General features: G+C 57.8%; 23 protein-coding genes. 6 read left to right on the top strand and 17 right to left on the bottom strand.

Going from position 1 to position 25,752, the window contains the following annotated elements; translation table 11 throughout:
- Positions 1–69: 69 nt before the first annotated feature.
- The 12 genes from fliD to ACW9JC_RS16780 form a co-directional block, all read right to left on the bottom strand.
- Positions 70–1,458, bottom strand: a complete 1,389-nt coding sequence (gene fliD / locus ACW9JC_RS16835) for a flagellar filament capping protein FliD (RefSeq protein WP_457456213.1) — start codon at positions 1,456–1,458, stop codon at positions 70–72.
- An 81-nt stretch (positions 1,459–1,539) separates the two neighbouring features.
- Positions 1,540–1,887, bottom strand: coding sequence for a flagellar protein FlaG (locus ACW9JC_RS16830; protein ID WP_457456211.1), 348 nt, complete (start codon positions 1,885–1,887; stop codon positions 1,540–1,542).
- 74 nt (positions 1,888–1,961) lie between these two features.
- Positions 1,962–3,380: a flagellin N-terminal helical domain-containing protein gene (locus ACW9JC_RS16825; protein ID WP_457456209.1), complete on the bottom strand. Its 1,419-nt coding sequence runs from the start codon at positions 3,378–3,380 to the stop codon at positions 1,962–1,964.
- 251 nt (positions 3,381–3,631) lie between these two features.
- Positions 3,632–4,561, bottom strand: coding sequence for a ketoacyl-ACP synthase III (locus ACW9JC_RS16820; protein ID WP_338582398.1), 930 nt, complete (start codon positions 4,559–4,561; stop codon positions 3,632–3,634).
- 301 nt (positions 4,562–4,862) lie between these two features.
- Entirely contained in the window at positions 4,863–6,443 is a 1,581-nt protein-coding gene (locus tag ACW9JC_RS16815; RefSeq protein WP_457456207.1) for a flagellar hook-associated protein 3, read from the bottom strand.
- 13 nt (positions 6,444–6,456) lie between these two features.
- Positions 6,457–8,469 (bottom strand): flagellar hook-associated protein FlgK, encoded by a 2,013-nt coding sequence (flgK, locus tag ACW9JC_RS16810; RefSeq protein ID WP_457456205.1) that lies wholly within the window; start codon positions 8,467–8,469, stop codon positions 6,457–6,459.
- A 24-nt stretch (positions 8,470–8,493) separates the two neighbouring features.
- The gene (gene flgJ, locus ACW9JC_RS16805) at positions 8,494–9,774 is read right to left on the bottom strand and encodes a flagellar assembly peptidoglycan hydrolase FlgJ (protein WP_457456203.1); all 1,281 of its coding nucleotides are present in this window, start codon (positions 9,772–9,774) and stop codon (positions 8,494–8,496) included.
- Positions 9,775–9,787: 13 nt separating this feature from the next.
- Positions 9,788–10,897 (bottom strand): flagellar basal body P-ring protein FlgI, encoded by a 1,110-nt coding sequence (locus tag ACW9JC_RS16800; RefSeq protein WP_338586564.1) that lies wholly within the window; start codon positions 10,895–10,897, stop codon positions 9,788–9,790.
- A gap of 18 nt (positions 10,898–10,915) precedes the next feature.
- Positions 10,916–11,611, bottom strand: coding sequence for a flagellar basal body L-ring protein FlgH (gene flgH / locus ACW9JC_RS16795; protein ID WP_150704800.1), 696 nt, complete (start codon positions 11,609–11,611; stop codon positions 10,916–10,918).
- Positions 11,612–11,664: 53 nt separating this feature from the next.
- The gene (gene flgG, locus ACW9JC_RS16790) at positions 11,665–12,450 is read right to left on the bottom strand and encodes a flagellar basal-body rod protein FlgG (protein ID WP_008055493.1); all 786 of its coding nucleotides are present in this window, start codon (positions 12,448–12,450) and stop codon (positions 11,665–11,667) included.
- Positions 12,451–12,495: 45 nt separating this feature from the next.
- On the bottom strand, positions 12,496–13,236 hold the full coding sequence (locus ACW9JC_RS16785) for a flagellar basal body rod protein FlgF (RefSeq protein ID WP_338582402.1): 741 nt from the start codon (positions 13,234–13,236) through the stop codon (positions 12,496–12,498).
- Between the two features lie 275 nt (positions 13,237–13,511).
- Positions 13,512–15,071, bottom strand: coding sequence for a sigma-54-dependent transcriptional regulator (locus ACW9JC_RS16780; RefSeq protein WP_338582403.1), 1,560 nt, complete (start codon positions 15,069–15,071; stop codon positions 13,512–13,514).
- A 278-nt stretch (positions 15,072–15,349) separates the two neighbouring features.
- Between ACW9JC_RS16780 and phhA the strand changes: the two genes are divergently transcribed.
- The 6 genes from phhA (at position 15,350) to ACW9JC_RS16750 (ending at position 19,771) form a co-directional block, all read left to right on the top strand.
- Positions 15,350–16,141 carry a phenylalanine 4-monooxygenase gene (phhA, locus tag ACW9JC_RS16775; protein WP_008055500.1) on the top strand — a complete coding sequence of 264 codons (792 nt, stop codon included), beginning with the start codon at positions 15,350–15,352 and terminating at the stop codon, positions 16,139–16,141.
- A gap of 117 nt (positions 16,142–16,258) precedes the next feature.
- A complete protein-coding gene (locus ACW9JC_RS16770) occupies positions 16,259–16,615 on the top strand; it encodes a 4a-hydroxytetrahydrobiopterin dehydratase (RefSeq protein ID WP_046037728.1) in 357 nt (118 codons plus the stop codon).
- Positions 16,615–17,808 (top strand): amino acid aminotransferase, encoded by a 1,194-nt coding sequence (locus tag ACW9JC_RS16765; protein ID WP_457456199.1) that lies wholly within the window; start codon positions 16,615–16,617, stop codon positions 17,806–17,808. Before ACW9JC_RS16770 ends, ACW9JC_RS16765 begins: the two co-directional genes overlap by 1 nt.
- 274 nt (positions 17,809–18,082) lie before the next feature.
- Entirely contained in the window at positions 18,083–18,214 is a 132-nt protein-coding gene (locus ACW9JC_RS16760) for a hypothetical protein (protein ID WP_263597392.1), read from the top strand.
- A gap of 72 nt (positions 18,215–18,286) precedes the next feature.
- Complete coding sequence (locus ACW9JC_RS16755; RefSeq protein ID WP_457456197.1) at positions 18,287–18,472, top strand: hypothetical protein; 186 nt, start codon at positions 18,287–18,289, stop codon at positions 18,470–18,472.
- Between the two features lie 99 nt (positions 18,473–18,571).
- Positions 18,572–19,771, top strand: coding sequence for an MFS transporter (locus ACW9JC_RS16750; RefSeq protein WP_457456195.1), 1,200 nt, complete (start codon positions 18,572–18,574; stop codon positions 19,769–19,771).
- Here the strand turns inward: ACW9JC_RS16750 and arfB are convergent.
- The 5 genes from arfB to rluB all read right to left on the bottom strand — a co-directional run bounded on the left by arfB (position 19,768) and on the right by rluB (position 25,481).
- Positions 19,768–20,181 (bottom strand): alternative ribosome rescue aminoacyl-tRNA hydrolase ArfB, encoded by a 414-nt coding sequence (gene arfB / locus ACW9JC_RS16745; RefSeq protein ID WP_056853046.1) that lies wholly within the window; start codon positions 20,179–20,181, stop codon positions 19,768–19,770. The genes ACW9JC_RS16750 and arfB overlap by 4 nt on opposite strands.
- Before the next feature lie 418 nt (positions 20,182–20,599).
- Complete coding sequence (locus ACW9JC_RS16740) at positions 20,600–21,298, bottom strand: DUF4225 domain-containing protein (RefSeq protein WP_457456215.1); 699 nt, start codon at positions 21,296–21,298, stop codon at positions 20,600–20,602.
- Positions 21,285–21,785, bottom strand: a complete 501-nt coding sequence (locus ACW9JC_RS16735) for an Hcp family type VI secretion system effector (protein ID WP_457456193.1) — start codon at positions 21,783–21,785, stop codon at positions 21,285–21,287. The genes ACW9JC_RS16740 and ACW9JC_RS16735 overlap by 14 nt, the downstream gene beginning before the upstream one ends.
- A gap of 221 nt (positions 21,786–22,006) precedes the next feature.
- On the bottom strand, positions 22,007–23,419 hold the full coding sequence (locus ACW9JC_RS16730; protein WP_416129786.1) for an amino acid permease: 1,413 nt from the start codon (positions 23,417–23,419) through the stop codon (positions 22,007–22,009).
- Between the two features lie 850 nt (positions 23,420–24,269).
- Positions 24,270–25,481, bottom strand: coding sequence for a 23S rRNA pseudouridine(2605) synthase RluB (rluB, locus tag ACW9JC_RS16725; RefSeq protein ID WP_416129785.1), 1,212 nt, complete (start codon positions 25,479–25,481; stop codon positions 24,270–24,272).
- Positions 25,482–25,752: the final 271 nt, after the last annotated feature.

Below are 25,752 nucleotides of genomic sequence, written 5' to 3'. Positions count from 1 at the left end.
CAACCACACCACCCGTTAATCAGTATTGCAAAAATGGGGGTGACCATAGATTTTTATGCCTGATCCGAATCAGTCGTCTTTCGGATTGTTCAACGCATTGAGCGTGGTCATGATGCTGTCGCTTTGGGCGCGAAGCTTGGCGACCAAGGAGTCCATGGCGGTGTACTTGGACGTGAGGCTGGTTTGCAACAACGTCATGCGCTCATCCAGAGTGGCCTGCTGCTTCGCAAGATCAGTAAGGCTTTCGCTCAGGGATTTGGAGCGTTCTGCGAGCGTACCGGTATTTGACTTGGCGTAATCGTCAGTGACAGTCGTCAGACGCTTCAGCAAACCCTTGTCACCACTGAAGATACTGTTGATGTCCGCCGCATTGGTGGCGACCGCCTTGTCCCACTTTTTGCTGTCCATGGTCAGCAGACCAGTGGTCGAATCCGTGGCGATGCCGAACTGAGCCAATGACTTGAAAGTCCCGCTTCCGGACATCGCATTCAGTTCATTTCGGATCGAACTCATCAGGGTTCGCATCGAAGCATCGCCGGTCAAGGCACCTGCGGTCGGTGTGCCATCCGGCCCAATGGTGACCTTGGTTTCTGCACTGATCGCCGAAACCAGGGCATTGTAAGTATCAACAAAGCCTTTGACCCCAGACTTCATCACCGTGTTATTGGTACTCACGGCGATAGTGGTCGGTGTCGGATCGCCAGTGGTTGCATCTTTGGGCGAGACCGTTAGCAACTTGATACTCACGCCGCTGACCGCTTCTTCGATGGTATTGGACTTGGATTCCAGCGCAATGGACCCGTCGATGGTGTACTTGGCGTTCTTCGGTACTTCGACAACGGTTGCACCGACATCCATACCTGAGGTGCCCGACAGTGTGATGTCCGAACCGACACCCATGGTTGTCGAGGTCAACACCAAGCGTGAACCCGTGGCGTCGGTCAGGATGTTGGCACTCAAACCGGCAGTGGAAAACTGCGAGTTGATTGAATCACGCACCTGCTGCAGTGTCGCCCCGGCTGGCACACTCAGATCGTACTTCTTGCCCGACTGTGAAATCGTCAGGGTGGTCGGCGAGGAACCGCTGTTTACCACCGACGACGCGCCACCGACAAAGGTCTTGGTCGACAGTTTCGAGGCGCTGGCCAACTGAGAGACCACCAACTTGAAGCTGCCGGTAGAGGCGCCGTTGCCCGCGGTCATGGTGGCAACTTTTTCATCCGAGGATGTGCCAGTCAGCCCGGTAAAAGTAGTACCGGTGTTCATGTTGGTCAGCGCACCACGAAACGCATCCAGCGCCGCCTGGATCTTGCCGATCGACGACAGCGTGGTGGTTGCTTTCAACGACTGAGTGTTGATCTGCGTTTGCTTCGGCACGCGCTCGGCATCAACCAGAGACTTCACAATCGCCTGGGTATCGATGTTCGAACCAATACCGCTAACCGTTGAACCCGCCATCGTCTTTCTCCTTATCCAGTGGCTGCCGCTTTCCTGACAGAATGCACGTCAATCGCAGACAGCAACAAAATTCATGCCAGCTCAGACCTTGTCGTCAAACAACAGGCTGCTAGCTTGGCTCAGGCTTTGCGCCAGTTTTAATGCAGTTTCCGAAGGGATCTGACGAATCACGTCACCGCTGTCGGTGGCGATGACCTTGACCACAACCCGTCCGGTGGAATCATCAATGGAAAAGTCCAGCTTGCGCTGGCTTGCTTGAACAAACTCGCGAATATCGGTTACCGCTTTTTCCAGTTCGTCGCGCTTGGGTTCTGTCGCTGCCTGGGCAACAGCTTCAACCTTCGGCCGACTGACCGGCTCAACCGGTGCAGGTTGGCTTTGTGGCGCAACCGGTGGATAAGACTGGTTCAACTTGACGCTCATATCCATGTCCAATCTCCTCATCACGGAAAAGACAAAAGGGCACGTAAACGCGCCCCTCCGTCATTTACCAAACTCTGAAATTACTGAAGCAGCTTCAGTACAGCGGATGGCAGCTGGTTAGCTTGCGACAGGATGGCAGTCGAAGCCGATTGCAGTGTTTGTTGCTTGGTCAGCTCTGCAGTTTCAGCAGCGAAGTCCACGTCCTGCACGGTGGAACGAGCAGCGGTGGAGTTCTTCTGGATGTTCTGCAGGTTGTCAGCAGTGGTGGTCAGACGGTTTTGGGTAGCACCCAGACCCGAACGAACGCCGTCGATGGTGCCGATGGCCTTGTCGATAACAGCCAGAGCGTTCTGAGCGTTGTCGATGTTGGTAACGTCGGTCTGAGAGATGGTTTTCTTGGTAGCAGAAACAGTAGCGGCACCGAACACGGCAGCCACACCAGCACCGGCCAGGGAATAGCCTTTGGCGGAATCAAGCTGGACTGCGCCGTTGACTACGATAGCAGCAGCACCCAAAGCAGTAGCACCAGCGAATGCACCAGCACCATTTTTGGCGCTAACGGTGATAGCGGCTTGAGCAGCGGCGTCAGCAGCCGAGAAGGACAGGTTTTCACCCGAATCGGACTTCACTGTCAGGCTGGAGTTAACCGAATCGTAGTTAACGCTGATACCCAGTTTGGCAGCGTTGGATTTCAGTTGGTCAGCCAGGCTAGCCAGGTCAGTCACACCGACGAAGTCAACTGCACCGCTGGTGCCAACGGCCAACTTGAAGTTCGATGGGCCGGCACCGGTAACACCCAATTTCACTTCAGTGCTAGCAGTGGCACTCAGACCGCCGATGGAACCGTTCAAGCCGGTGGCGATGTCTTTCGCCGAAGCCCCCAGACCGTAGTTGACTGTTGCAGTCTGGCCGTTACCGGTGACGTTAATCACACCAGCAACCAAACCACCTGCGGCTGGAACAATTGCGGCGCTCTTGATTTGCTGCGAACCGATCTGGTTTGCCGCAACGTTTTCCAAGCTAACGTTGATGGTTTCGTTGGCGTTGGCGCCTACTTGGATAGCCTTGGTACCGAACGAACCGTCCAGCAGCTTCTGGCCGCCGAAAGTAGTGGTTTGCGAGATACGGGACAGTTCCGAAGTCAGAGCCTGGTATTCGTCGTTGTTCGATTTACGGTCATCAGCGCTCAGGGAGCCGGTTGCCGAGGACAGAGCCAGGGTACGCATTTTTTGCAGGATGTCGGTCGAAGCCTGCATCGCGCCTTCAGCGGTTTGAGCGATGGAGATACCGTCGTTCACGTTTTTTACCGCTTGGCCCAGGCCGTTGATTTGGCTGGTCAAACGGTTAGCGATTTGCAGACCGGCAGCGTCGTCTTTAGCGCTGTTGATACGCAGGCCGGAAGACAGGCGCTGCATGGAAGTGGCCAGGGAGCTGCCGGCTTTGTTCAGGTTAACCTGAGTAGTGATCGACGCAATGTTGGTGTTTACGGTTAAAGCCATGACGAAATCCTCGTTGGATGGATACTGCGGCTTCCGGCCCTGGCAACCGCCGGGTGTGGCCTAGAGAACCTACGTAATAGTTATCGTCGTGAGGTGGCTTTGCTTGAGGGGTTTTTTCGAATTTTTTAGTGGCAGCTTGCCAGCCCTTTATTTTCAAGGCTTTAGAGACAGAAAATCGGCGCCAGAAAAACGCAAAACGCCCGGATACTTACGTTTCCGGGCGTTTTTTTATGCAGCGGATATTGGGTCGATCAGCCGCGATAGAGAATCGCCGAACCCCATGACAGGCCTACGCCAAAGCCGCTGATGGCGACACGGGTCCATTTGGAATCGAACACGTGGTTCTGCAGCAGCAGCGGAATGCTCGAGGAAACCGTGTTGCCGGTTTCGAGCATGTCCTTGACGAACTTCTCCGGCTCACCTTCTTCGAAGCGGCGCGCCACGGCATCGACGATGGCCGCACTGCCCTGGTGAATGCAGAAGGCATCGATATCGCCGGCTTGCAGATTCGACTCGTCCAGCAGCTCATGCAAATGCGCCGGGACTTTCAACAGTGCAAAGTTGAAGACCTGACGGCCATTCATGAAGAACACACCGTCAGTGACTTTCAGGTGCGGTGCACCGGAACCGTCGGTGCCGAACTTCGATTTGCCCAGTTGCCAGACCGCGTTTTCGCCCATCCAGGTAGCGGTGGCGGCATCACCAAACAGCATGGTGGTGTTGCGGTCTTCAGGGTCAACGATCTTCGAATACGGGTCGGCGGTAATCAGCAGGCCGTTTTTCAGCCCTGCCGCTTCCATGAAGCCTTTGATCGCATAGATGCCGTAGACGTAGCCGGAACAGCCCAGGGAAATATCGAAAGCGGCGACGTGGGTCGGCAGGCCCAATTTGTCCTGAACGATTGCGGCGGTGTGCGGCAATCCTTCTTCGTCACCGTTCTGAGTGACGACGATCAGGCAATCGATGGCTTCACGCTTGAGTTCAGGACTGGCGGCGAACAGCGCATTGGCGGCTTCGACACACAGATCGGAAGTTTCCTGATCGGCATCCATGCGCGGCAAAAATGCCGAGCCGATCTTGCCAAGGATAAAGGTTTCGTCCTTGTCGAACTTTGCACCCTGGGCGTAGTTATCAACCCCGGCTGTCGGCACGTAACTCGCTATATTTTTTATGCCAATCATTATGGCTTCCCAATAATAAACAGCTGAACATCGCCGCTCGCTGAATCGAGGGCGTCTACAGTCAGGGCCTGGCATCGTCGGAGCTCAAGCAAACGCCTTGAACAGCCCGCCACCTTCACCGCCCGCAGACAGGATACAGTGAAGATGCGCGTTTTGACTGACGGGTCACTCAGAGATCACTGCTTTATTTGATTTTGTGGTCCGGATCCCCGCCCCGCCCCACCGTGCATCATAAAAAAAAATGCAAAAAAAAAAGCCAGCCCCCTATGACAGGGGCTGGCCGCGAGCGGTCAAGACCGACTCAAAGCTTGTTGAACAGGCTCAACTGGGAAACCTTGGCGAACGCCAGTTGCGCAGCCTGCAGCATCGTCTGTTGCAAGGTCAGGCGCGTCAGCACTTCTGCCGGATCGGCATCCCTGATCGAAGACTGCGAAGAGGTGTTGATCAGGTCCGTGCTCTGAATCGAATCACGCTGCATGTCCATTACGTTGCCCCGGGCACCGATTGCACCACGCGCCAGGTCAACCTGGTTCTTGGCGTTGCCCAAGTTGGCAATGGAAGAAGCGATTACGCTGTCCAGATTGCGCTGCGCGGCCGGGTTGCCTGATGTAGGAATTTCAAGTGCCTGACGTAACTGACTGACCGTATCGAGTACGTTCTGGGTCTGGTGTGTGTTGACCGTAATATCGAACTGATCACCTGCGACAGGAGGGGTGGCGCCACCGAGGGTAAAGCTGACACCGGCCGCTGTTGCCACGCCAGCCGTCACGGTTCCGGTGGTTACCGGAGTACTGCTGCTGGTCATCGGGCGGGCGTACAGCTCGAAGGTCCCGGGCCCGGTGAACTTCAGGACTGCCCCGCCTTCAGGGAAAAAGCTTTTGTAATCGGCAGCGTTGGTCACCGACGTCTGACTGATCACCGCCGCCGTCGTGTTGCCCGGCGAACGCGTGCTGACGAAGCTGTCTGGCTTGGCTGCCAACTGGAAACTGTGGCCGGCGATGACCGCATCCGCATTGGCTGGGTTGTCGGATGCCTGGAACGAGATATCCAGCGCAAAACTCACACCACGGAAACTGATGTCAGAACCGTCCTTGTTGTTCGGATCGAATTTGCCTCCACCCGTCGCCTCGGCGGTCACGTCATTACCCAAGGCATCCGTGATCACAAACTGCGTACTGCTGGTGAACGCCAGGGTGTAAGGCTGTCCGTTGCGGAAGCTGGCATCGAACGCCGGGCCGGAATTCACCAGTCCTTGGGTCAAGGATACGCGCCCGTCATCCACCGCTGGCGCGGTCATGGTGGTCGTGCTGCGTGCGGCGTTGATCGCCTGCTGGAAAACATCCCAACCGGTATCGTTCAGGCCCAGCGACATCGAATCGCCAATTTTCAGCTCCAGCTGGGTCTGGTCACCTTGATAGCTATAGGTGCCGTCGCTGTTGCGCACAAAAGGCTGCGTGTTACTGCTGGCGCCGGAAAAGATGTATCGGCCGTTGGCGTCCTTGCTGTTCATCAGGTTCAGCAGTTGCTCTTCCGCCTGGGCGACTTCCGCTCCGATGGATTTGCGGTCGTCATCGTTCAACGATGCACCGCCGGCGCGCACTGCCAACTCACTGACTTTTTGCAGCACGGTGTTGATGCTGTCCAGCACGCTTTCTTCCTGTGCCTGAGCGGTGTTCAACGCGTTGATGTTGCTGGAGTACTGACCCAGCATGGCTTTTTGCTGTTCGAGTTGCAGCAAGCGGGCCGCGCCGACCGGATCATCCGACGCGGTCACGAGCTTGTCGCCGCTGCTGGCCTGCTCGGCCGACTTCATCACATTGTTGAGGTTGCGAGAATAGTTGGCAGCCGTCGTGGCGTAATACTGTGCTGTAGAAATACGCATGTTCTACGGCTCCTTAAAGGGCATTGATCAGAGTGCTGAAAATTTCCTGCGCAGTCTTGATGATCTGCGAAGAGGCCGTGTAGTACTGCTGGTACTTGGTCAGGTTGCCCGCCTCTTCATCGAGGTCGACGCCCGACAGCGAGTCACGGGCATTTCGCGCACCGGTCAGGATGGTGTCGGTGGCCGTGCCATCCAGCTGGGCTTGCTTGGTCAGGGAACCAACAGTCGTTACCAGACCACCATAGGCTTCGGTAAAACTCACGCCCGGGCTGGTGGCGCTGGCGCCGATAGTAGCCTTGGTTTGCAGCGCGAGCAGCGACTGGGCATTGCGGTTGTCGGTGCTGTCGGCCGCCGTCATGGAAATATTGAAACTGTCACCGGAAGCAGGGCTGCCGCTGACGGTCATCGCCACATTGAACGTTTTGGCGTTGCCACCGGCATCGGTGTAAGGCACGGCAATGTTCAGGTCGTTGTTCTGGCCGGGCACGATGCTGCCGGTGCCGATACTGGTGCCCTTGGAGTCGAACACTTCATAGGCGGTAGCGCTGGTCATCAGCATGCGAACCGGCATCGAAGCCTTGACCGCCGTCTGCACTTCCAGGCGCTGCACCGGATCGTAAATATCCAGAGTAGTTTTCAAACTCGGCTGGCTCACCGCACCGGTGCCGTCATTGCCCGAGGCCTTGGTGGACGTCAGCGGAGCGGACGTGGCCAGGGTCTTGGTGTCGGTCATGACCGTGGTCATGTCGGCGGCGGAGCTACGGGTCGGGGTGATCTTGAACGAATCGCCGGCGGCCACGGTGCCCGAATTGATGCTCAGGCTGAAGCCATCGATGACCGGATCAGCGGCAGGCGGTGTAGCGAATGCAAAGTTGCCCATGTCGGTGTTATCCGACAGGCGACGCACGTTGTAGCCCGTCGCGGTAATGGTCACCTGATAATCACTGGCCGCCAGCTTGCTGGTGTCCTTGATGGTGACATTCAGGTTGCCGGATGCCGGGTTGTTGCCAGCGTTGGCGATGCTGCGCTCGCTGATGGCTTTCAAGCTGTTGATGTTGTTGAACAGCGCCGCGCCGAAGTTGCCGTTCTGATCCAGGCCCTGGCCCAACTGCTTGTTGACCTGATCGGCCACGACCATGGCGATACGACCCAAGCCATTGACCGCAGGTGCAAGCACTTCATTGCGATAACGCACCAGGCCGCCCATCTCGCCACCGCTCATCACGCTGGTGATGTCGACTGAAGAGCCGTTGCGATCCATGATGATCGAGGAACGGGTCGGATCGGCCGGGTCCGGCGCCACACGCAGTTTGTTGACGACGTCGCCGACCACCAGCGGCTGGCCACTGCCCAGGTAGATATCTATTCGCCCCTCGGTCTCGGTCACCTGCGTGCCGACCAGCTCGTTGAGCTGGCGAATGGTTTCGTTGCGCTGGTCCAGCAGTTCGTTGGGGGTACCGCCCGAGCCGCTGACTTCAGCGATCTTCTTGTTGTACGCCGCCACGGTCGACGCCAGTTTGTTGACCTGATCGGCCATCGAACCCAACTGGTCGTTGATGTAGGTGTTTTGCTGCGACAGCTGCTGCGAGATCGAGTTGAAGCGACTGCTCAAACCCTGGGCATTGGTCAGCAATGCCTGGCGCGCGGCGTTGTCGTTGGAGTTGCCGGCCAGGGTCTGCAACGACGCGAAGAACGATTGCAGGGTCTTGGTCACACCGGTGCCGCTGTCGGACAGCAACTTGTCGACCTGGGTGGCCTGCCCCAGATAAGCCTGCGCATCGCTGTTGAGCGAAGTGGTGGTCTGCAACTGTGCATCGAGGTAGCTGTTGTACACCCGACGCACATCGGCCAGCGTGGTGCCGGTGCCGATGAACACATTGCCATACTGAATAGAATTCTTGCTGTTCTGCACAGTTTGCTGGCGCGAGTACCCGACGGTATCGACGTTGGAAATGTTATTACCGGTAGTCACCAACGATGCGTGGCTAGCGGACAAACCCGACATTCCGATGTTGAGTAAACTCATGGTTCAGACCTTGATCCTTAGTGCCTATAAAGGCGTGGTGGAAACGCCCGCCGCAGCGTAGTTCTGGTAACTCGTCATCTGCTTGGCTATCTGCGAAATCTTGCTTGCGTAGTCCGGGTCGGTTGCATAACCGGCCTTCTGCAACTCGCGTACAAACTGTTCTGGGTTATCGGCCGACTTCAGCACATCTTGATAGCGATTATTGGTCTGCAGCAAAGTAACAAGGTCGTGGAAACTGTCCTTGTAAGAGTCATAGGAACGGAACTCGGCCGTCTCCTTGACCATCTCGCCATTCCTGAATTCGCTGGTGATCGCCCGTGCCGAATTGCCTTGCCAGTTACTGCTGGCCTTGATGCCGAACAGGTTGTGGCTGCTGCTGCCATCCTGCGCGCGCATGACCGACTTGCCCCATCCGGTTTCCAGTGCGGCCTGGGCCACCAGGTAGCGCGGATCGACGCCAATGCGATCGGCCGCTTCCTTGGCCATGGGCAGCATGGTGTTGACGAATTCGTCGGCGGAACTGAAGGCTTTCTTCGCCGGAGCCAAAGGAATTTGTGCGATGGCGCGACCATGAATCTGCAGGGAACCGCTCGACGCCGCTTGCGCATTCGCCAGCCAGTCGCCGTTGTACAAAGGCCCGGCACCGCTGGTTGCTACGCGCTCCGGCAGTTGAGTCTTGTTGACCGCCGCAGGTGTCGTCGTGGCGGAAGGCACCAGGCCTGCCAGCAAGCGATCGGCCAGTTTCGGTGGCAATGCCAGGCGCCGCTGATTGATCAGCGCCATGTCATTGTGATGCGCGCCCTCGCCTGTCGGCGCCTTGACCGAACGCGAAGCCCACAACGGACGCTCGCCGTTGACCCGCGACAGCGGCCCGTTGATTGCCACCGTGCCCGCCGCGATTGGTGTTTGCGCAGCGGCTTTCGCGGCCTCCTGCTTGGCGGCAGACAAGGTTGCTGCCTCACCCGGCGCCAGCGGTTTGTTCTTCGACATCTGGCGCATCAGCACGTCGGCCAGGCCGATACCCCCACCCTCGCGGGACATGGAAACGGCCAACTGCTGGTCGTACATTTCCTGGTATTGCTTGGCTTCTGCGGTGTTGAGCGGATTGTCCTTGCCCAGCGCTTCGGTGGCCGAGCGCATGGACTTGAGCATTTCGCCAAGGAACAGCGATTCGAATTCCTGCGCCACCTTGCGCATGTTCGCGTCGCTGTTCTTGTCGCCGACCTTGAGCTGATTCAGCCGGTTCAGGTCGGAGAACGCACCCGAATCGCTGCTGCTGACCCGACCACTCTTGAACATGTCCATATGATCGCCGCCCTTAGATCACGATCAGGTCGGCTTGCAAGGCGCCGGCCTGTTTCAGTGCTTCGAGGATGGCCATCAAGTCACCCGGCGCCGCGCCGACCTGGTTCACCGCACGGACGATTTCGTCGAGGGTGGTGCCCGGACCGAATTTGAACATCGGCTTGGCTTCCTGCTGGGCGTTGACCCGCGAGCGCGGCACGACCGCCGTCTGACCATTGGACAGAGGGCCGGGCTGGCTGACGATCGGGTCTTCAGTGATGGTCACGGTCAGGCTGCCGTGGGTGACGGCGGCCGGGGAAACCTTGACGTTCTGGCCGATCACGATGGTGCCGGTGCGCGAGTTGATGATGACTTTCGCCACCGCCTGACCCGGATCGATTTCGAGGTTTTCGAGGATCGACAGGTAGTCGACACGCTGGCTCGGATCAAGCGGCGCGGTGACGCGAATCGAGCCGCCATCAATAGCCTGCGCCACACCAGGGCCGAGCATGTCGTTGATCTTGTCGACGATGCGCTTGGCGGTGGTGAAGTCGGAGCGGTTGAGGTTCAGCGTCAGGCTGTTGCCCTGGTTGAATCCGCTCGGCACCGCACGCTCAACCGACGCACCGCCAGGGATGCGACCGGCTGACGGAACGTTGACGGTGATCTTCGAACCGTCGCGACCTTCGGCGTCAAAACCGCCGACCACCAGGTTGCCCTGGGCGATGGCGTAGACGTTGCCGTCGATACCCTTAAGCGGTGTCAGCAGCAACGTGCCGCCGCGCAGGCTCTTGGAATTACCGATCGACGAAACGGTGATGTCGACCTGCTGACCCGGCTTGGCGAACGCTGGCAGATCGGCACTGATCGACACCGCCGCGACGTTCTTCAACTGCACGTTGCCCGAACCCGGCGGCACCTTGATGCCGAACTGCGAGAGCATGTTGTTGAAGGTCTGCAGGGTGAACGGGGTTTGCGTCGTCTGGTCGCCGGTACCGTTAAGCCCGACCACCAGGCCGTAACCGATCAACTGGTTGGAACGCACGCCGGAAATGCTGGCGATGTCCTTCAGCCGCTCGGCTTGAACGTTGAAGGCTGCCGACAGCATCAGAGCGGCAACGATGAGACTTCTGAAGTTCAACATGCTCAACTGGAAAGCCACCTAGAAAGGGAACAGCGGGCTGAGGAAGAAACGGTCGAACCAGCCTGGCTGACTCGCATCGGCAAACGAACCGGTGCCCGAGTAGGTGATGCGCGCATCGGCGACACGGGTCGACGGCACAGTGTTATCGGTGGAGATATCGTCGGCGCGAACCAGCCCGGCAATCCGCACCAGTTCGTCGCCGGTGTTGAGTGTCATCCACTTCTCGCCACGTACCGCGATGATGCCGTTGGGCAACACGTCAGCCACGGTCACGGTGATCGAGCCGGTCAGGGTGTTGCCCTGCGCGGCCTTGCTGTCGCCCTTGGTCGCGCGGTCGCCTTCATAGCTGGCATCCAGGCTCAGGTCGCCACTGCCAAACGGGTTGTTGGTGTTCGGGGTAGAGCCGAACAGCGAGCTCAGACCGATGCTGGCCTTGCTGTTCTTGCCGATTTGCGAGTTGGCGTTTTTGCTCGCCTGGGTCTTCTCGTTCAGGGTGATGGTGATGATGTCACCGACCCGGAACGCCTTGCGGTCGCCATAGAGGTTCTGCTCGAAACCGGCCTGATAAATCGAACCGTTATTCGCGGCAGCCGGCAGCGGCGTGCGCGGCAACACCGGGGCATAGTAAGGATCATTGGGCTTGGGTGTCGGACCGACACAGCCGGCGAGCACGGTGATCCCACTCAATGCCAGAACAGAAACGAAGCGATTCATGACCCTTACCTCACGGTGTTGCAGGCGACCGCATGGCCGCCTCATAGACTTGATTACAGATTCTGCGTTACGAACGAGAGCATCTGGTCGGCGGTGGAGATCACCTTAGAGTTCATCTCGTAGGCGCGCTGAGTGGTGATCATGTTGACCATCTCTTCAACGGTGCTGACGTTGGACGTTTCCAGGGTGTTCTGCAGCGTGGTACCGAAACCGGCCAGGCCCGGGGTGCCGACTTGCGGCGCACCACTGGCGGCGGTTTCCAGGAACAGGTTGTTACCCACCGCTTGCAGGCCGGCCGGGTTGATGAAGTCAGCGGTTTGCAGGTTGCCGATCACCTGGGAAGCCGGGTTGCCGGCCACGGTGATGGACACGGTGCCGTCCTTGCCGACGGTGAAGGTCTGGGCGTCGTTCGGGATGACAATCGCCGGTTCCAGGGCGAAGCCGCTGGCGTTGACGATCTGGCCGTTGGAGTCCAGGTGGAAAGTGCCGTCACGGGTGTAGGACGTGGTGCCGTCCGGTTGCAGGATCTGGAAGAAACCGCGACCGTCGATGGCCATGTCCAGCGGCTGCTCGGTGGTTTGCAGGCTGCCGGCGTTGAAGTTTTTCTGGGTGCCGACAATGCGCACACCGGTACCCAATTGCAGGCCCGACGGCAGTTCGCTGTCCTGGGTCGACTGGGCGCCTGGCTGGCGTTTGATCTGGTAGAGCAAGTCCTGGAACTCGGCACGGTCACGTTTGAAACCCGTGGTCGACACGTTGGCCAGGTTGTTGGAAATGGTGGTCAGGTTGGTGTCCTGGGCGGACAGACCGGTTTTGGCAACCCATAGAGCCGGAAGCATTCGATTCTCCTCGTGCGCCTGTTTTACGGCGCGACGTTCTGATAATTAGCTGATCTGCAAGACCCGAGCCATGGCCTGGTCGTCTTCTTTGGCGGTGTTCATCATCTTGATGTGCAGCTCGAACTGCTTCGACAAGGCCAGCACCGAGGTCATCTCGTCCACGGCGTTGACGTTGCTCGACTCAAGGAAACCGGACACCAGTTTGACGTTGGCATCGGCTTGCGCCGGTTGGCCGTCCTTGGTGTGGATCGAACCGTCCAGGCCCTTGGTCATGTTCTTGATGTCCGGGTTGACCAGTTTGATGCGGTCGACTTCCGCCATCACGCGAGGACCTTCGCCCATCGCACGAATGCTGATGGTGCCGTCTTCACCGACTTCGATCTGCTGCTCGGGCGGCACGGCGATTGGACCGCCATTGCCAATCACCGGCATGCCGTTGCCGGCGCGCAACACACCAAGGGCGTCAACCACCAGACTGCCGGTCCGCACATAGCTTTCGCCGCCATCGGGATTCTGCACCGCCAGCCAGCCATTGCCCTGCACGGCGACATCGAGATCGCGACCGGTTTGCACCAGAGAGCCGGGAGAGAAGTCGGTGGCCGGGCGCTCGGACATGGCAAACGCACGCGCCGGAAAGCTGTCGCCGAACACTGGCATCGAACGCGCCTGCTCCAGGTCTTTCTGGAAGCCGTTGGTGGAGATGTTCGCGAGGTTGTTGGCATGAGCCTTTTGCGCCAGTGCATTCTGGCTGGCGCCGGTCATTGCCACATAAAGGTACTTGTCCACAATCTTTCCTCTGCCTGCCGGACGTTTGCCGCCCACTGCTGTACTGACGAGGCATAAGCAATTTGCAGACCAACTTGTTTTTGGCGGCGCGGGGGCCGGTAAACAAAGGGCTTGAGGGATGTTGAGGGGAATGTTGGAAAGTAGTGAAGACGAAAAACCGGCGGTGTTATGCCGCTTCGCGGCAACGGATCAAAAGATCGCAGCCTTCGGCAAGCTCCTACAGGGGATTGGCGTTCAACCTGTAAGAGCTGCCGAAGGCTGCGATCTTTTGATCTTCAGGAAATGTCTTTGCCCACCTCATAATCCCGCAACTTGTTGGCAATGGTTGTATGCGAAACCCCCAACCGCTTGCCCAGTTGCCGACTGCTCGGATGCTCGGAATACAAGCGCTCCAGCACGGCTTTCTCGAAGCGCCCGACAATTTCGTCCAGCCCGCCCTCCAGCGAAAAATCGCCAAGCGGCTGACGCACGCCATAGTCCGGCAAGCGAATATGCTCGGCCTTGACTGTTCCGCCGTCGCACAGGGAAACGGCCTGGAACAGCACGTTTTCCAACTGCCGGACGTTGCCAGGCCAATGATAGTGACTGAGCCGGTCCATTGCCGCCGGGGCCAGTTTCGGCAGCGGGCAACCGATCTGCCGACTGGCCTGATCGAGGAAGTGCTCCACCAACGGCGGCAAACCGTCGAGGCATTCGCGCAGCGGCGGGATGTGCAGCGACAGCACGTTCAGGCGGTGATAAAGGTCCTGACGAAACTCGCCGCGCGCGCACAGTTCGGACAGGTCAACCTGAGTCGCGCAGATCACCCGCACATCGAGGTAGACCTCTTCATCGCTGCCTACCCGACGGAAGCAACCGTCCTGCAGGAAGCGCAGCAGTTTCACCTGCAAGCGCGGGCTCATTTCCCCGACGCCATCGAGAAACAGCGTACCACCCGCCGTCAATTCCAGCAGCCCGAGCTTGCCCTCGGCCCGCGCTCCTTCGAAAGCACCCGGGCCGTAGCCGAACAGTTCGGTCTCGGCCATGGACTCCGGCAGCCCTGCGCAATTGAGCGCCATCAACGGCGATTGCCCACGTGGGCTGGCCAGATGACAGGCGCGCGCCAACAACTCTTTGCCGGTGCCGGTTTCGCCTTCTATTAATAGCGGTGCATCGAGTGGCGCCATGCGCCGGGCTTCGCGCACCACCGCCGCCATCACTTTGGAGCTTTGGAAGATGCTGTCGAAGCCACGCAATTCCTGCTTGCGCACGTTATAGATGCGTTCGCCGACGCGGTCTGCGCGGTGCAATGTCAGTACGGCACCGGCCATCGCTTCGCTGTCGTCGTGCTCCGATTGCAGCGGCGCGATGTCGGCCAGGAACACATCGCCCTTGACCTTGACCCGCAATCCGTTGATCCGCGATTTGTTGGCGCGCACCAGTTCCGGCAAATCGAAATCTTCGGCATAGCGCGACAACGGAATCCCCGGCACCTCGTCCACCCGCACACCGAGCAACTGCGCCGCCGCACGGTTGGCCGCCACGATGGAGCCACCCATATCGATCGACAGCACCGGAAACTCCAGGGCGCCGAGCAACGCATTGAGCTCCATGTGCCGACGCTCGCTGGGCATCAGCCCTACACGCTTGACGCCAAACACCCCGGCAATCGCCTCGAACTTCGGACGCAAGGCCTGGAACTGGATGTTGATCAGGTTCGGACAGTGCAGATAGATCGCATTGCCATGCTCTCCGCCCACCTCACCGCGAGCGACGTTGATGCCGTACTCCACCAACAGATTGAGAATGTCACGCAGGATGCCGATGCGGTTCTGGCAGTGGACTTTGATACGCATATAAAGGCCCGAACAGAAGTGAATGAGGCCCATTGCAGGAAAATTTCTGCTGAAGCACTCAGATAGTCGTCAAGATTATGTGACAGGTGGAGCACTTTTCCCACCCGCCAATCTCAACATCTGCGCGACAACGGCAAAAACGTAACGGAAACTTTACGATTATTGGAGAATTTTCCTACACGGAGCACTCATCACCTGCTGCCATTGCGCAATTCATGGGTTATTTCTGGGTCCATAGCAGCACATAACAAGAACGAATCCCCTAGCAGGAGAGCAGCATGAAGCAGACGCAATACGTGGCTCGCGAGCCCGATGCGCAAGGTTTTATCGACTACACCGCTGAAGAACACGCGGTGTGGAACACGCTGATCACTCGCCAACTGAAAGTGATCGAAGGGCGTGCGTGCCAGGAATATCTGGACGGTATCGAAAAACTCGGTCTGCCCCACGACCGCATTCCGCAACTGGGCGAGATCAACAAGGTCCTCGGTGAAACCACCGGTTGGCAGGTCGCCCGCGTACCGGCGCTGATCCCCTTCCAGACCTTTTTTGAATTGCTCGCCAGCAAGCAGTTTCCAGTGGCAACCTTTATTCGTACCCGCGAAGAGCTGGATTACCTGCAAGAGCCGGACATTTTCCACGAGATTTTTGGCCACTGTCCGCTGCTGACCAACCCATGGTTTGCCGAATTTACCCACACCTACGGCAAGCTCGGCCTACAGGCTTCGAAGGAAGAACGCGTGTATCTGGCGCGCCTGTACTGGATGACCATCGAATTCGGCCTGGTCGACACCCCGCAAGGCCAGCGCATCTACGGCGGCGGCATCCTGTCCTCGCCTAAAGAAACCGTTTACTGCCTGTCGGACGAGCCTGAGCATCAGGCGTTCGATCCGCTGGAATGCATGCGTACGCCTTACCGCATCGACATTCTGCAGCCGCTGTATTTCGTACTGCCGAACCTCAAGCGCCTGTTCGACCTCGCCCACGAAGACATCATGGGCATGGTCAAGCAAGCGATGCAGATGGGTCTGCACGCACCGAAATTTCCGCCCAAACCAAAAGCCGCCTGATCCGCAGCTTTTAGAATCAAGTGAGCCTGTCAGGAACCGACGCTTTGCGTTAGCGTGGTACACCTCTCAATAAATTCTGACGGCTGATCTCCTAACATTCGATTTCAGGAACACATCATGACCGCACTCACCCAAGCCCATTGCGAAGCCTGCCGCGCCGATGCCCCACAAGTCAGCGACGAAGAATTGCCGATCCTGATCAAGCAGATCCCGGACTGGAACATCGAAGTTCGCGACAGCATCATGCAGCTGGAAAAAGTCTTCCTGTTCAAGAATTTCAAGCACGCCCTGGCGTTCACCAACGCCGTCGGTGAAATCTCCGAGGCCGAAGGTCACCACCCGGGCCTGCTGACCGAGTGGGGCAAAGTGACCGTGACCTGGTGGAGCCACTCGATCAAAGGCCTGCACCGCAACGACTTCATCATGGCCGCGCGCACTGACGAAGTAGCCAAGGACGCCGAGGGCCGCAAATAATGCATTTCGATGCCATCGGCCGTGTCCCCGGCGACCCGATTCTCGGCCTGATGGAGGCCTATGCGCAGGACCCGAACCCGCGCAAATTCGACCTCGGCGTGGGTGTCTACAAAGACGCCCAGGGCCTGACGCCGATTCCTCAGTCGGTGAAACTTGCCGAAGCACGTCTGGTGGAGCGTCAAACCACCAAGACCTACATCGGCGGTCATGGCGAGCCGGCGTTCGGCAAAGCGATAAATGAGCTGGTGCTTGGCGCCGACTCGAAACTGATCGCCGAACAACGCGCCGGCGCCACCCAGACACCGGGCGGCACCGGGGCGTTGCGCTTGAGCGCGGACTTCATCGCCCAGTGCCTGCCAGGCCGTGGCGTATGGCTGAGCAATCCGACCTGGCCGATCCACGAAAGCATTTTCGCGGCAGCCAAAGTCAAGGTCAGTCACTACCCGTACGTGGGCAGCGACAACTGCCTCGATGTCGACGCCATGCTGGCGGTGCTCAGTGAAGCGCCCAGGGGTGATGTCGTGTTGCTGCACGCCTGCTGCCACAACCCGACCGGTTTCGACCTGTCCCATGATGACTGGCGCCGGGTGCTGGATGTCGTACGCAAGCGCGAACTGCTGCCGCTGATCGACTTCGCGTATCAAGGTTTCGGTGATGGCCTGGAACAGGATGCCTGGTCGACCCGGCTGTTCGCCGCCGAGTTGCCGGAAGTGCTGATCACCAGTTCCTGCTCGAAGAACTTCGGCCTGTACCGCGACCGCACCGGTGCGCTGATTGTCTGCGCGAAAACCGCTGACAAGCTCATCGACATCCGCAGCCAACTGGCCAACATCGCCCGTAACTTGTGGTCGACCCCGCCGGATCACGGCGCGGCCGTGGTGGCGACCATCCTCGGCGATCCAGAGTTGAAAAACCTCTGGCGCGACGAAGTGGAAGCGATGCGCCTGCGTATCGCCCAACTGCGCAGTGGTCTGGTGGAAGCGCTGGAGCCACACGGTTTGCGCGAGCGCTTTGCGCACATTGGCGTGCAGCGCGGAATGTTTTCCTACACCGGGTTGACGCCTGAGCAAGTGAAAAACCTGCGCGATCATCACAGCGTTTATATGGTCAATTCGGGGCGGGCCAACGTGGCGGGGATTGATGCCACACGCCTGGATTTGTTGGCCGAGGCGATTGCCAGCGTCTGCAAATAATCTTCAAACACTGCAACACCCTGTAGGAGCGAGCCTGCTCGCGATAGCGGAGTGTCATTCAACGCTGATGTTGACTGTTACACCGCTATCGCGAGCAGGCTCACTCCTACAGTTTTTTGTGCGCCAGTGCTACCGATCTGTCTATACAACCCCGTCCGTCGAAACAAATGGATATAAAAGTCTGTTTGTCATTTTCAGTGCTGTATCCTGCCCAAGCTTTTTTGAAAGCGCGGATCTACCAGATCTATCAACAGACTTAGCGAGGAGCGCAACCATGCACGAGATTCCTAATCTCCCCTTCCCAAGCCTGCACGTACCTGAGCAGACGACCACGCAACAAGCCGGCGCCCAACAGCCCGAGCCGAAAGAAGCACCTGACAGTCGCAAGGCTGACAGCGAAGACTGAAACACCCGCCGTACAGACCGTGTGGAAAGCGCTAACATGCGCTTTCCACACTGCCTGAAAGAGCCTTAACCCATGACCGATGAATTCAGCGAAGCGCAGGCCAGCGTCCTGATTGGCACCGCCGAGAAAATGATCGAGATCTGGAATCACCTCTCCCCCGAAAAACAGGCCGCATTGCTTGCCCGCTTCGGCACAGAAGAAAATGCCTTGGCCGCTCTGGTCACCACGCAACTGGTGGCGCCCGCCAAGCCCGAGTGACCCCACCCGGCAAATAGTTTTACTTTTTCACAACCCACGACAGCCGGCACCGCTATCATAAGCAGCCTATCTATCCTGCTTTGCCGTGGACCTTTACCCATGTCTGAAAACCAGCGCCCCCTGGCGGTCACGCTGCAAGTTGTTTCCATCGTGCTTTTTACCTTCGTCGGCTACCTGAACATCGGCATTCCCCTGGCCGTATTGCCGGGTTACGTCCACAGTGACCTGGGTTTCGGCGCGGTAATCGCAGGTCTGGTGATCAGCGTGCAATACCTGGCCACCCTGCTCAGTCGCCCGTATGCCGGGAAAATCATCGATAACAAAGGCAGCAAACTGGCGGTCATGTACGGCCTCGCCGGGTCTGGCTTGAGTGGCGTATTCATGCTGATTTCGGCTTGGACGCAAAGCTTGCCGATGCTCAGCCTGATCAGCCTGCTGATCGGCCGCCTGGTACTCGGCAGCGCGGAAAGCCTGGTGGGTTCCGGCTCGATTGGCTGGGGCATCGGCCGCGTCGGCGCGGCGAACACCGCCAAAGTCATTTCGTGGAACGGCATTGCCAGTTACGGCGCACTGGCGGTCGGCGCACCGCTGGGGGTGCTGCTGGTCAATCAGATGGGCTTGTGGAGCATGGGCGTGAGTATCGTGCTGCTGGCTGTAATTGGCCTGCTGCTGGCCTGGCCGAAAACCGCCGCGCCAATTGTTGTCGGTGAACGCTTGCCGTTCATGCATGTGCTCGGCCGCGTGCTGCCCCACGGTTGCGGCCTGGCCTTGGGCTCCATCGGTTTCGGCACCATCGCCACCTTCATCACCCTGTATTACGCCATGCAGCACTGGGACAACGCGGTGCTGTGCCTGAGCCTGTTCGGTGCCAGCTTCATCGGCGCGCGGCTGTTGTTCGGCAACCTGATCAATCGTCTCGGCGGTTTTCGCGTAGCGATTGTCTGTCTGTCGGTGGAGACCCTGGGCCTGTTGCTGCTGTGGCTGGCACCGGATGCTCATTGGGCGCTGGCGGGCGCAGCGCTGAGCGGTTTCGGTTTCTCGCTGGTGTTTCCGGCGCTGGGGGTTGAAGCGGTCAACCTGGTGCCGGCCTCCAGCCGTGGCGCAGCGGTCGGTGCTTACTCGCTGTTCATCGATTTGTCGCTGGGCATCACCGGGCCATTGGCCGGTGCGATTGCGGCAGGTTTCGGCTTTGCTTCGATCTTTCTGTTCGCCGCACTGGCCGCACTCAGCGGCCTGGGGCTCAGCGTCTACTTGTACCGGCAGGCACCGAAGCAACGCGAAGCGCGGGACACGCGTTAGAAATCGACCTTGCCACGCCCGGCCTTGATGTTGCCGCGTTTGGATTTGGATTCCAGCCGACGGGTTTTCGAACCGAGGGTCGGCTTGGTCGGGCGGCGTTTCTTTTCGACCTTGGTGGCGCTCTGGATCAACTCGACCAGACGTTCCAGCGCATCGGCACGGTTCTGCTCCTGCGTCCGGTATTGCTGGGCCTTGATGATCAACACGCCGTCGCTAGTGATCCGGCTGTCGCGCAGCGCCAACAACCGCTCCTTGTAGAACTCAGGCAAGGACGAGGCCGGAATGTCAAAGCGCAGGTGCACCGCGCTGGAGACCTTGTTGACGTTCTGCCCACCGGCGCCTTGGGCACGAATGGCGGTCAACTCGATCTCGGCATCCGGAAGATGCACGTTGTTGGAAATCACCAGCATGGAAAAGCGTCCGGGTTCTAGAGCGTGCAGGATACCGCGAATTGGTTTCTGAATAGGAGACAATCATTGGAGCAGATGACGAAAAAGCCATGACGGATTTTTCTTACAGTGTTGTCGGATTTGCAAAAGGAAAGTTGCTTTTTTTTGAATCGCAATATTAATCTAGGTTTCAAATTGACAGATCAACTAGATATGAAACTTGAAAACATCCGATATTACACATCTGTAACCCTATTGGTTTTTGCTTGCGCAGTACTACCTACCAGCCTTATTGCGCTTGGAATAACGAAAATTTTCGACACCGATGAAAAATATCGTCACATCGTCTTTTTCACAATATATACGATTGTTGTTTTCTTGGGTTTGAAATTTTACACCCCAAGAATGCGCGGCGTGATATAAAACAACTATATAAAAACTACTTGCTTTCTCCCCCCTCCCCCGAAACCATCGCTTCTATTGTCAACAAGTCAACTAACACCTCAAAGGATAAAGCCAATTTTCCAGCCTGCCGATAAGCCATCTCATAGTTGATTGGGTCCCATCTGAACAATTCCACAGAGCCGACCCTTGATACTGGTCTAAACACGCCATACCCAGACAAAGCCAGATCCACGGCGTAATACTTCATATCCCCTTCATAATTATTGTCAGATGCAATTTGGTAAATTCGCCTAACAGGTCCAACCGTGTTTTCAGCCGCAGACCCGCGATAAATATTAGCAAACCCCTCATAAATGTTATTAACGCCATGTCCAATCATAAATGAGCCCGGAATCGTACCAAGTCCTCCCGAAGCTAAGACAATCGAACCCCCTGTCCTGACCTGCATAACCCCTGCTACAACCCCTATGCTATTTTTTAGATAGAAACTGGCCTTTGATGTTAATTCTTCATATTCGACTCTTATTTCCTGTAATCCTTGCCACGCGCTGATGATCCCTTCATCAACGGCCTGTATAACCTCATCCGCATAGGATGAAATAATCGAACTGAAGCGAAGCCGCGTGAATCCATCCGGAAAATGTGTCATGCCGATCCTGCATCCAACTGCAGCCAGATCAGAAGCCGCTCCAGTCACATCATGAATATCGCAAGAATCCTCATTCACCCTCATTCCCCCAAGTACTATAAGCACTTGTGGCACCAGGAACGTGCGCCCAGGCAATATCCCTATATCGAATGGACACCAGCTCCTGCGGTTCTGCATCGTTCATGCGAATGGCGTGGGGAACTTGCTGGCTGATATGCGCAATACGCGCACCGGTGAGATGGATTGAATAATATCGCTCTTGCCCGCCGACCGAAGCAGTACGGTAGAAATTTATGATGCACTCGACTTCTTCACGCTCATGCAGCGCGCTCGCTAACAGCGGTGACGATTTATCGGTAGCCTTGGTAATCATGATCGGCATGTGCTTACCACGACCGCCTGAAATGCTCCCGTCATTTCCCGCCAGCATGTCATGCGAATAGGCCAGCACCATGATTTCATCCTGATGACCGAGTTGGCATTTATTCCCGATAGAGCTTTGACTTGAGCAACCTGCTGAAATCAAGCCTTGTCGTTTGCCGGTGATGCTCATGTAACTATGACTCGCCACAATTATTGCTCCTTGATGAATAGGAGCGCCAGAGTTTAAGGCGAAGAAGAGCAGACAGGGTGTAGGCCTGTTCTGAATTAATCTGTTTTACTAAAAGTTCCGAAATCACTGTAGTAAACGACACCTCATCATGTAGGAACCGGACTTCAGTGCAATCGCACAGTTATGCATCAAGAACAAAAAACCCGACACATGGCCGGGTTTGTTGTTTCTGCGTGGAGTTACTCCGTCGCAGCCTGCAAGGTGCGCTGGGCACTGCGCTTGTTCTTGATGCCGTAGCAGACCCACATGAACACGAGCCACACCGGAATCGCGTACACGGATGTCTGGATCCCCGGAATCAACAGCATCACGCCGAGAATGAACAACACGAACGCCAGGCAGATGTAGTTGCCATACGGATACCAAAAGGCCTTGAACAGCGGCGTCTGCTTGGTTTTGTTCATGTGCTGGCGGAACTTGAAGTGCGAGTAGCTGATCATCGCCCAGTTGATCACCAGCGTGGCCACTACCAGCGACATCAGCAGTTCCAACGCGCTGTGCGGGATCAGGTAGTTCAGCAGTACGGCAATCAGCGTAACGGCAGCCGAAGCCAGGATCGAACGCACCGGCACGCCGCGTTTGTCGATCTTCGCCAGCGCTTTCGGCGCGTCGCCCTGTTCGGCCATGCCCAGCAGCATGCGGCTGTTGCAGTAGGTGCCACTGTTGTACACCGACAACGCCGCGGTCAGGACCACGAAGTTGAGGATGTGCGCGGCGGTGTTGCTGCCGAGCATCGAGAACACTTGCACGAACGGACTGCCGCTGTAGGAATCACCCGAGGCGTTCAGCGTGGTCAGCAAGCTGTCCCACGGCGTCAGCGACAGCAGGATTACCAAAGCACCGATGTAGAAAATCAGGATCCGGTAGATCACCTGGTTGATCGCTTTCGGGATCACGGTTTTCGGCTTGTCGGCTTCGGCTGCGGTGAAACCGAGCATTTCCAGGCCGCCAAAGGAGAACATGATGAACGCCATGGCCATGATCAGGCCGGTCGTGCCGTTCGGGAAGAAGCCACCGTGGGACCACAGGTTGCTGACCGCTGCTTGCGGGCCGCCATTACCGCTGACCAGCAGGTAGCTGCCCAGGGCAATCATGCCGACGATCGCCACGACCTTGATGATCGCGAACCAGAACTCGGCCTCGCCGAACACTTTGACGTTGGCCAGGTTGATCGCGTTGATCAGCACGAAGAAGGCCGCCGCAGAGACCCAGGTCGGGATGTCCGGCGCCCAGTAGTGGATGTATTTGCCGACCGCGGTCAGCTCCGACATACCCACCAGAATGTACAGAATCCAGCAGTTCCAGCCCGACAGGAAGCCGGCAAAGCCGCCCCAGTACTTATGCGCAAAATGGCTGAAGGAGCCGGCTACCGGATCTTCGACGATCATTTCGCCCAGTTGGCGCATGATCATGAAGGCAATGAAGCCGCAGATGGCGTAGCCGAGGATCATCGACGGCCCGGCGGATTTCAGCACCCCGGCCGAGCCGAGGAATAATCCGGTACCGATCGCGCCACCGAGGGCAATCAATTGAATGTGGCGATTTTTCAGGCCGCGTTTCAGCTCGCCTGAATGCGAGTTTTGTCCACTCATGAAAAGGGTCTCACGCAAGGTTTGATGATGTTCGAAAGACGTTGCAGCTTGGGAAAAACGTTAAGCGGCACCGATCAAACCCCAGCGCAGGCACCAGGAGTTCAGCGTATTTACAACGGTCATGCGTCACCTGTTTGTTTTTATCTGTGACGAAATCGAACCCGACACGCTCGTGACGCGGCGGAGTGAACAAGGCGGATAGCCTTGAGGTTTGCGCAGGTGCGCAGGAGGTCACAGGTAAAACGCGGCGCATTGTACACCGCTAACCCCCTGCTGCCAGACCCGCTGGATCAGCGTGTCGGTTGCCGGGATTGCCTGTGTCCGCCCCGATGGCTTCGGGCGGCTGCAAAAAGGGAGTCAGACCTTTGCGGGTCGTTGACGGGGACGGTGGAAAAACCGGCCCGCGCGAAGAGCTGGAAACGGATTGCGGCGTTCATTGCGCCTCCTTTTTGTTATGCACCTGCACGACAGGCATGGCGCGCATGACACCTTGCATCAGGCACTGAAACAAGCGGACTAGAGCGTTGGCAGAAGGCTGCAAGTTAATGATGCGTAAGAGTTTTCTTACAGCATTCGAGATGAGGCGATTTCACGGGGTTAATCTGTGGATTTCGTCATGTTTTCTTTACAGGCCGTAACATCGGGTTTCCATTCGGGAGGGTGTGGTGTTGCCACTGACGCCTTCGCGGGCAAGCCCGCTCCCACAATGGATCGCATTTCGACCAAACAACTCCGGCCCCTGTGGGAGCGGGCTTGCCCGCGAAGGCGTCCTTGAAAACACCACAGAATTAAAGCCAGACCAAAAAAAAGCCAACCCGAAGGTTGGCGTTTTTTATGAAGCGCTTGCCGATTACTCAGGCTTGCGACGACCGAAGCCCGGGCGCTGGCCCGAACCGGCCGGTGCACCACGGCGCTTGCCCGAAGGCTTGTCGCCATCGACCAGTTTGATCCCCGGACGCTTCGGCGCAGGCTTGGCCGGGCGCTTGGTGTCGGCTGGACGATCCGCTACCGGCGTACCACGACTTTCGCCGCGCTCGGTACGACCATTGGCCGGACGTGGCGTGCGTGGACCGCGCTCACCGTCCTGACGCGCAACTGGCTTGCGACCTGGACGCTCGCCTTCGATCTGCGGCTCGCGGTTTTCCCGCGGCGCGGCAGGTGCGGCAGAGGCAGGACGCAAGGTACGCACACGTTCAGCCTTGGCCATCGGACGCGACGATTTGCGCTGCATCCGGTCGAGCTTGTCTTTGCTCTTGGCGTTCATCTGCGGCATCGCGACCGGCGTCAGGCCGACTTCAGCGCTGAGGATGTCGACTTCGTACTGGCTCATTTCGCGCCAGCGGCCCATCGGCAGGTCGGAGTTGAGGAACACCGGACCGAAACGCACGCGCTTCAGGCGGCTGACCACCAGACCCTGGGATTCCCACAGACGACGCACTTCGCGGTTACGACCTTCCATTACCACGCAGTGATACCAGTGGTTGAAACCTTCACCACCTGGCGCCTGCTTGATGTCGGTGAACTTGGCCGGGCCGTCTTCGAGGACTACGCCAGCCTTCAGGCGCTCGATCATCTCGTCATCGACTTCGCCACGCACACGTACCGCGTATTCACGGTCCATCTCGTAGGAGGGGTGCATCAGGCGGTTGGCCAGTTCACCGTCAGTGGTGAACATCAACAGACCGGTGGTGTTGATGTCGAGACGACCGATGTTGATCCAGCGGCCTTCTTTCGGCTTTGGCATCTTGTCGAATACGGTCGGGCGACCTTCCGGGTCGACACGGGTGCAGATCTCGCCGTCGGGCTTGTTGTACATGATCACGCGGCGGACCGACTCGGCGGCCTCTTCGCGCTTGATCACCTTGCCATCAATGGTGATGGCGTCGTGCATGTCGACGCGCTGGCCAAGGGTGGCGTCTTTGCCGTTGACCTTGATGCGGCCGTGGCTGATCCAGGCTTCCACGTCACGGCGCGAGCCGACGCCGATACGGGCGAGGACTTTCTGCAGTTTTTCGCCTGCTGGGCCGATTTCCTGGTCGTCTTTCTGGTCTTTGATACTCATCTGGGCACCTCCCGGTGTGTTCTGAAAACTGGGTACTCGGGCGAAGGGATCGCCGAAGGGTCGCGAATCATACGCGCATGAAGGCGTTTGCGCATCAGAGACTAGCTGATCGAGGCAAGGTTATTGGATTTTCCGCCGATCGGTGGTGCTGTCTGTTAAGAGCAAGATTCAAAGATCGCAGCCTGCGGCAGCTCCTACATTGGAATGCGTTCCTCTGTAATTGGATGGACTCGCCCAAGCCGAGGCGTCAATGCGCCACGGTGGCAGTCTA

Source organism: Pseudomonas sp. SDO5591_S426, from assembly GCF_054070755.1.
The sequence above is the reverse complement of the archived record's forward strand: the minus strand, read 5'-3'. Positions and strand labels throughout refer to the sequence as shown.

Excerpts from the sequence above, each read along its gene's own strand:
- fliD (WP_457456213.1), bottom strand. The coding sequence starts at position 1,458 with ATGGCGGGTTCAACGGTTAGCGGTATTGGTTCGAACATCGATACCCAG.
- ACW9JC_RS16830 (WP_457456211.1), bottom strand. The coding sequence starts at position 1,887 with ATGGATATGAGCGTCAAGTTGAACCAGTCTTATCCACCGGTTGCGCCA.
- ACW9JC_RS16825 (WP_457456209.1), bottom strand. The coding sequence starts at position 3,380 with ATGGCTTTAACCGTAAACACCAACATTGCGTCGATCACTACTCAGGTT.
- ACW9JC_RS16820 (WP_338582398.1), bottom strand. The coding sequence starts at position 4,561 with ATGATTGGCATAAAAAATATAGCGAGTTACGTGCCGACAGCCGGGGTT.
- ACW9JC_RS16815 (WP_457456207.1), bottom strand. The coding sequence starts at position 6,443 with ATGCGTATTTCTACAGCACAGTATTACGCCACGACGGCTGCCAACTAT.
- flgK (WP_457456205.1), bottom strand. The coding sequence starts at position 8,469 with ATGAGTTTACTCAACATCGGAATGTCGGGTTTGTCCGCTAGCCACGCA.
- flgJ (WP_457456203.1), bottom strand. The coding sequence starts at position 9,774 with ATGGACATGTTCAAGAGTGGTCGGGTCAGCAGCAGCGATTCGGGTGCG.
- ACW9JC_RS16800 (WP_338586564.1), bottom strand. The coding sequence starts at position 10,897 with ATGTTGAACTTCAGAAGTCTCATCGTTGCCGCTCTGATGCTGTCGGCA.
- flgH (WP_150704800.1), bottom strand. The coding sequence starts at position 11,611 with ATGAATCGCTTCGTTTCTGTTCTGGCATTGAGTGGGATCACCGTGCTC.
- flgG (WP_008055493.1), bottom strand. The coding sequence starts at position 12,450 with ATGCTTCCGGCTCTATGGGTTGCCAAAACCGGTCTGTCCGCCCAGGAC.
- ACW9JC_RS16780 (WP_338582403.1), bottom strand. The coding sequence starts at position 15,071 with ATGCGTATCAAAGTCCACTGCCAGAACCGCATCGGCATCCTGCGTGAC.
- phhA (WP_008055500.1), top strand. The coding sequence starts at position 15,350 with ATGAAGCAGACGCAATACGTGGCTCGCGAGCCCGATGCGCAAGGTTTT.
- ACW9JC_RS16770 (WP_046037728.1), top strand. The coding sequence starts at position 16,259 with ATGACCGCACTCACCCAAGCCCATTGCGAAGCCTGCCGCGCCGATGCC.
- ACW9JC_RS16765 (WP_457456199.1), top strand. The coding sequence starts at position 16,615 with ATGCATTTCGATGCCATCGGCCGTGTCCCCGGCGACCCGATTCTCGGC.
- ACW9JC_RS16760 (WP_263597392.1), top strand. The coding sequence starts at position 18,083 with ATGCACGAGATTCCTAATCTCCCCTTCCCAAGCCTGCACGTACCTGAG.
- ACW9JC_RS16755 (WP_457456197.1), top strand. The coding sequence starts at position 18,287 with ATGACCGATGAATTCAGCGAAGCGCAGGCCAGCGTCCTGATTGGCACC.
- ACW9JC_RS16750 (WP_457456195.1), top strand. The coding sequence starts at position 18,572 with ATGTCTGAAAACCAGCGCCCCCTGGCGGTCACGCTGCAAGTTGTTTCC.
- arfB (WP_056853046.1), bottom strand. The coding sequence starts at position 20,181 with ATGCTGGTGATTTCCAACAACGTGCATCTTCCGGATGCCGAGATCGAG.
- ACW9JC_RS16740 (WP_457456215.1), bottom strand. The coding sequence starts at position 21,298 with ATGAGGGTGAATGAGGATTCTTGCGATATTCATGATGTGACTGGAGCG.
- ACW9JC_RS16730 (WP_416129786.1), bottom strand. The coding sequence starts at position 23,419 with ATGAGTGGACAAAACTCGCATTCAGGCGAGCTGAAACGCGGCCTGAAA.
- rluB (WP_416129785.1), bottom strand. The coding sequence starts at position 25,481 with ATGAGTATCAAAGACCAGAAAGACGACCAGGAAATCGGCCCAGCAGGC.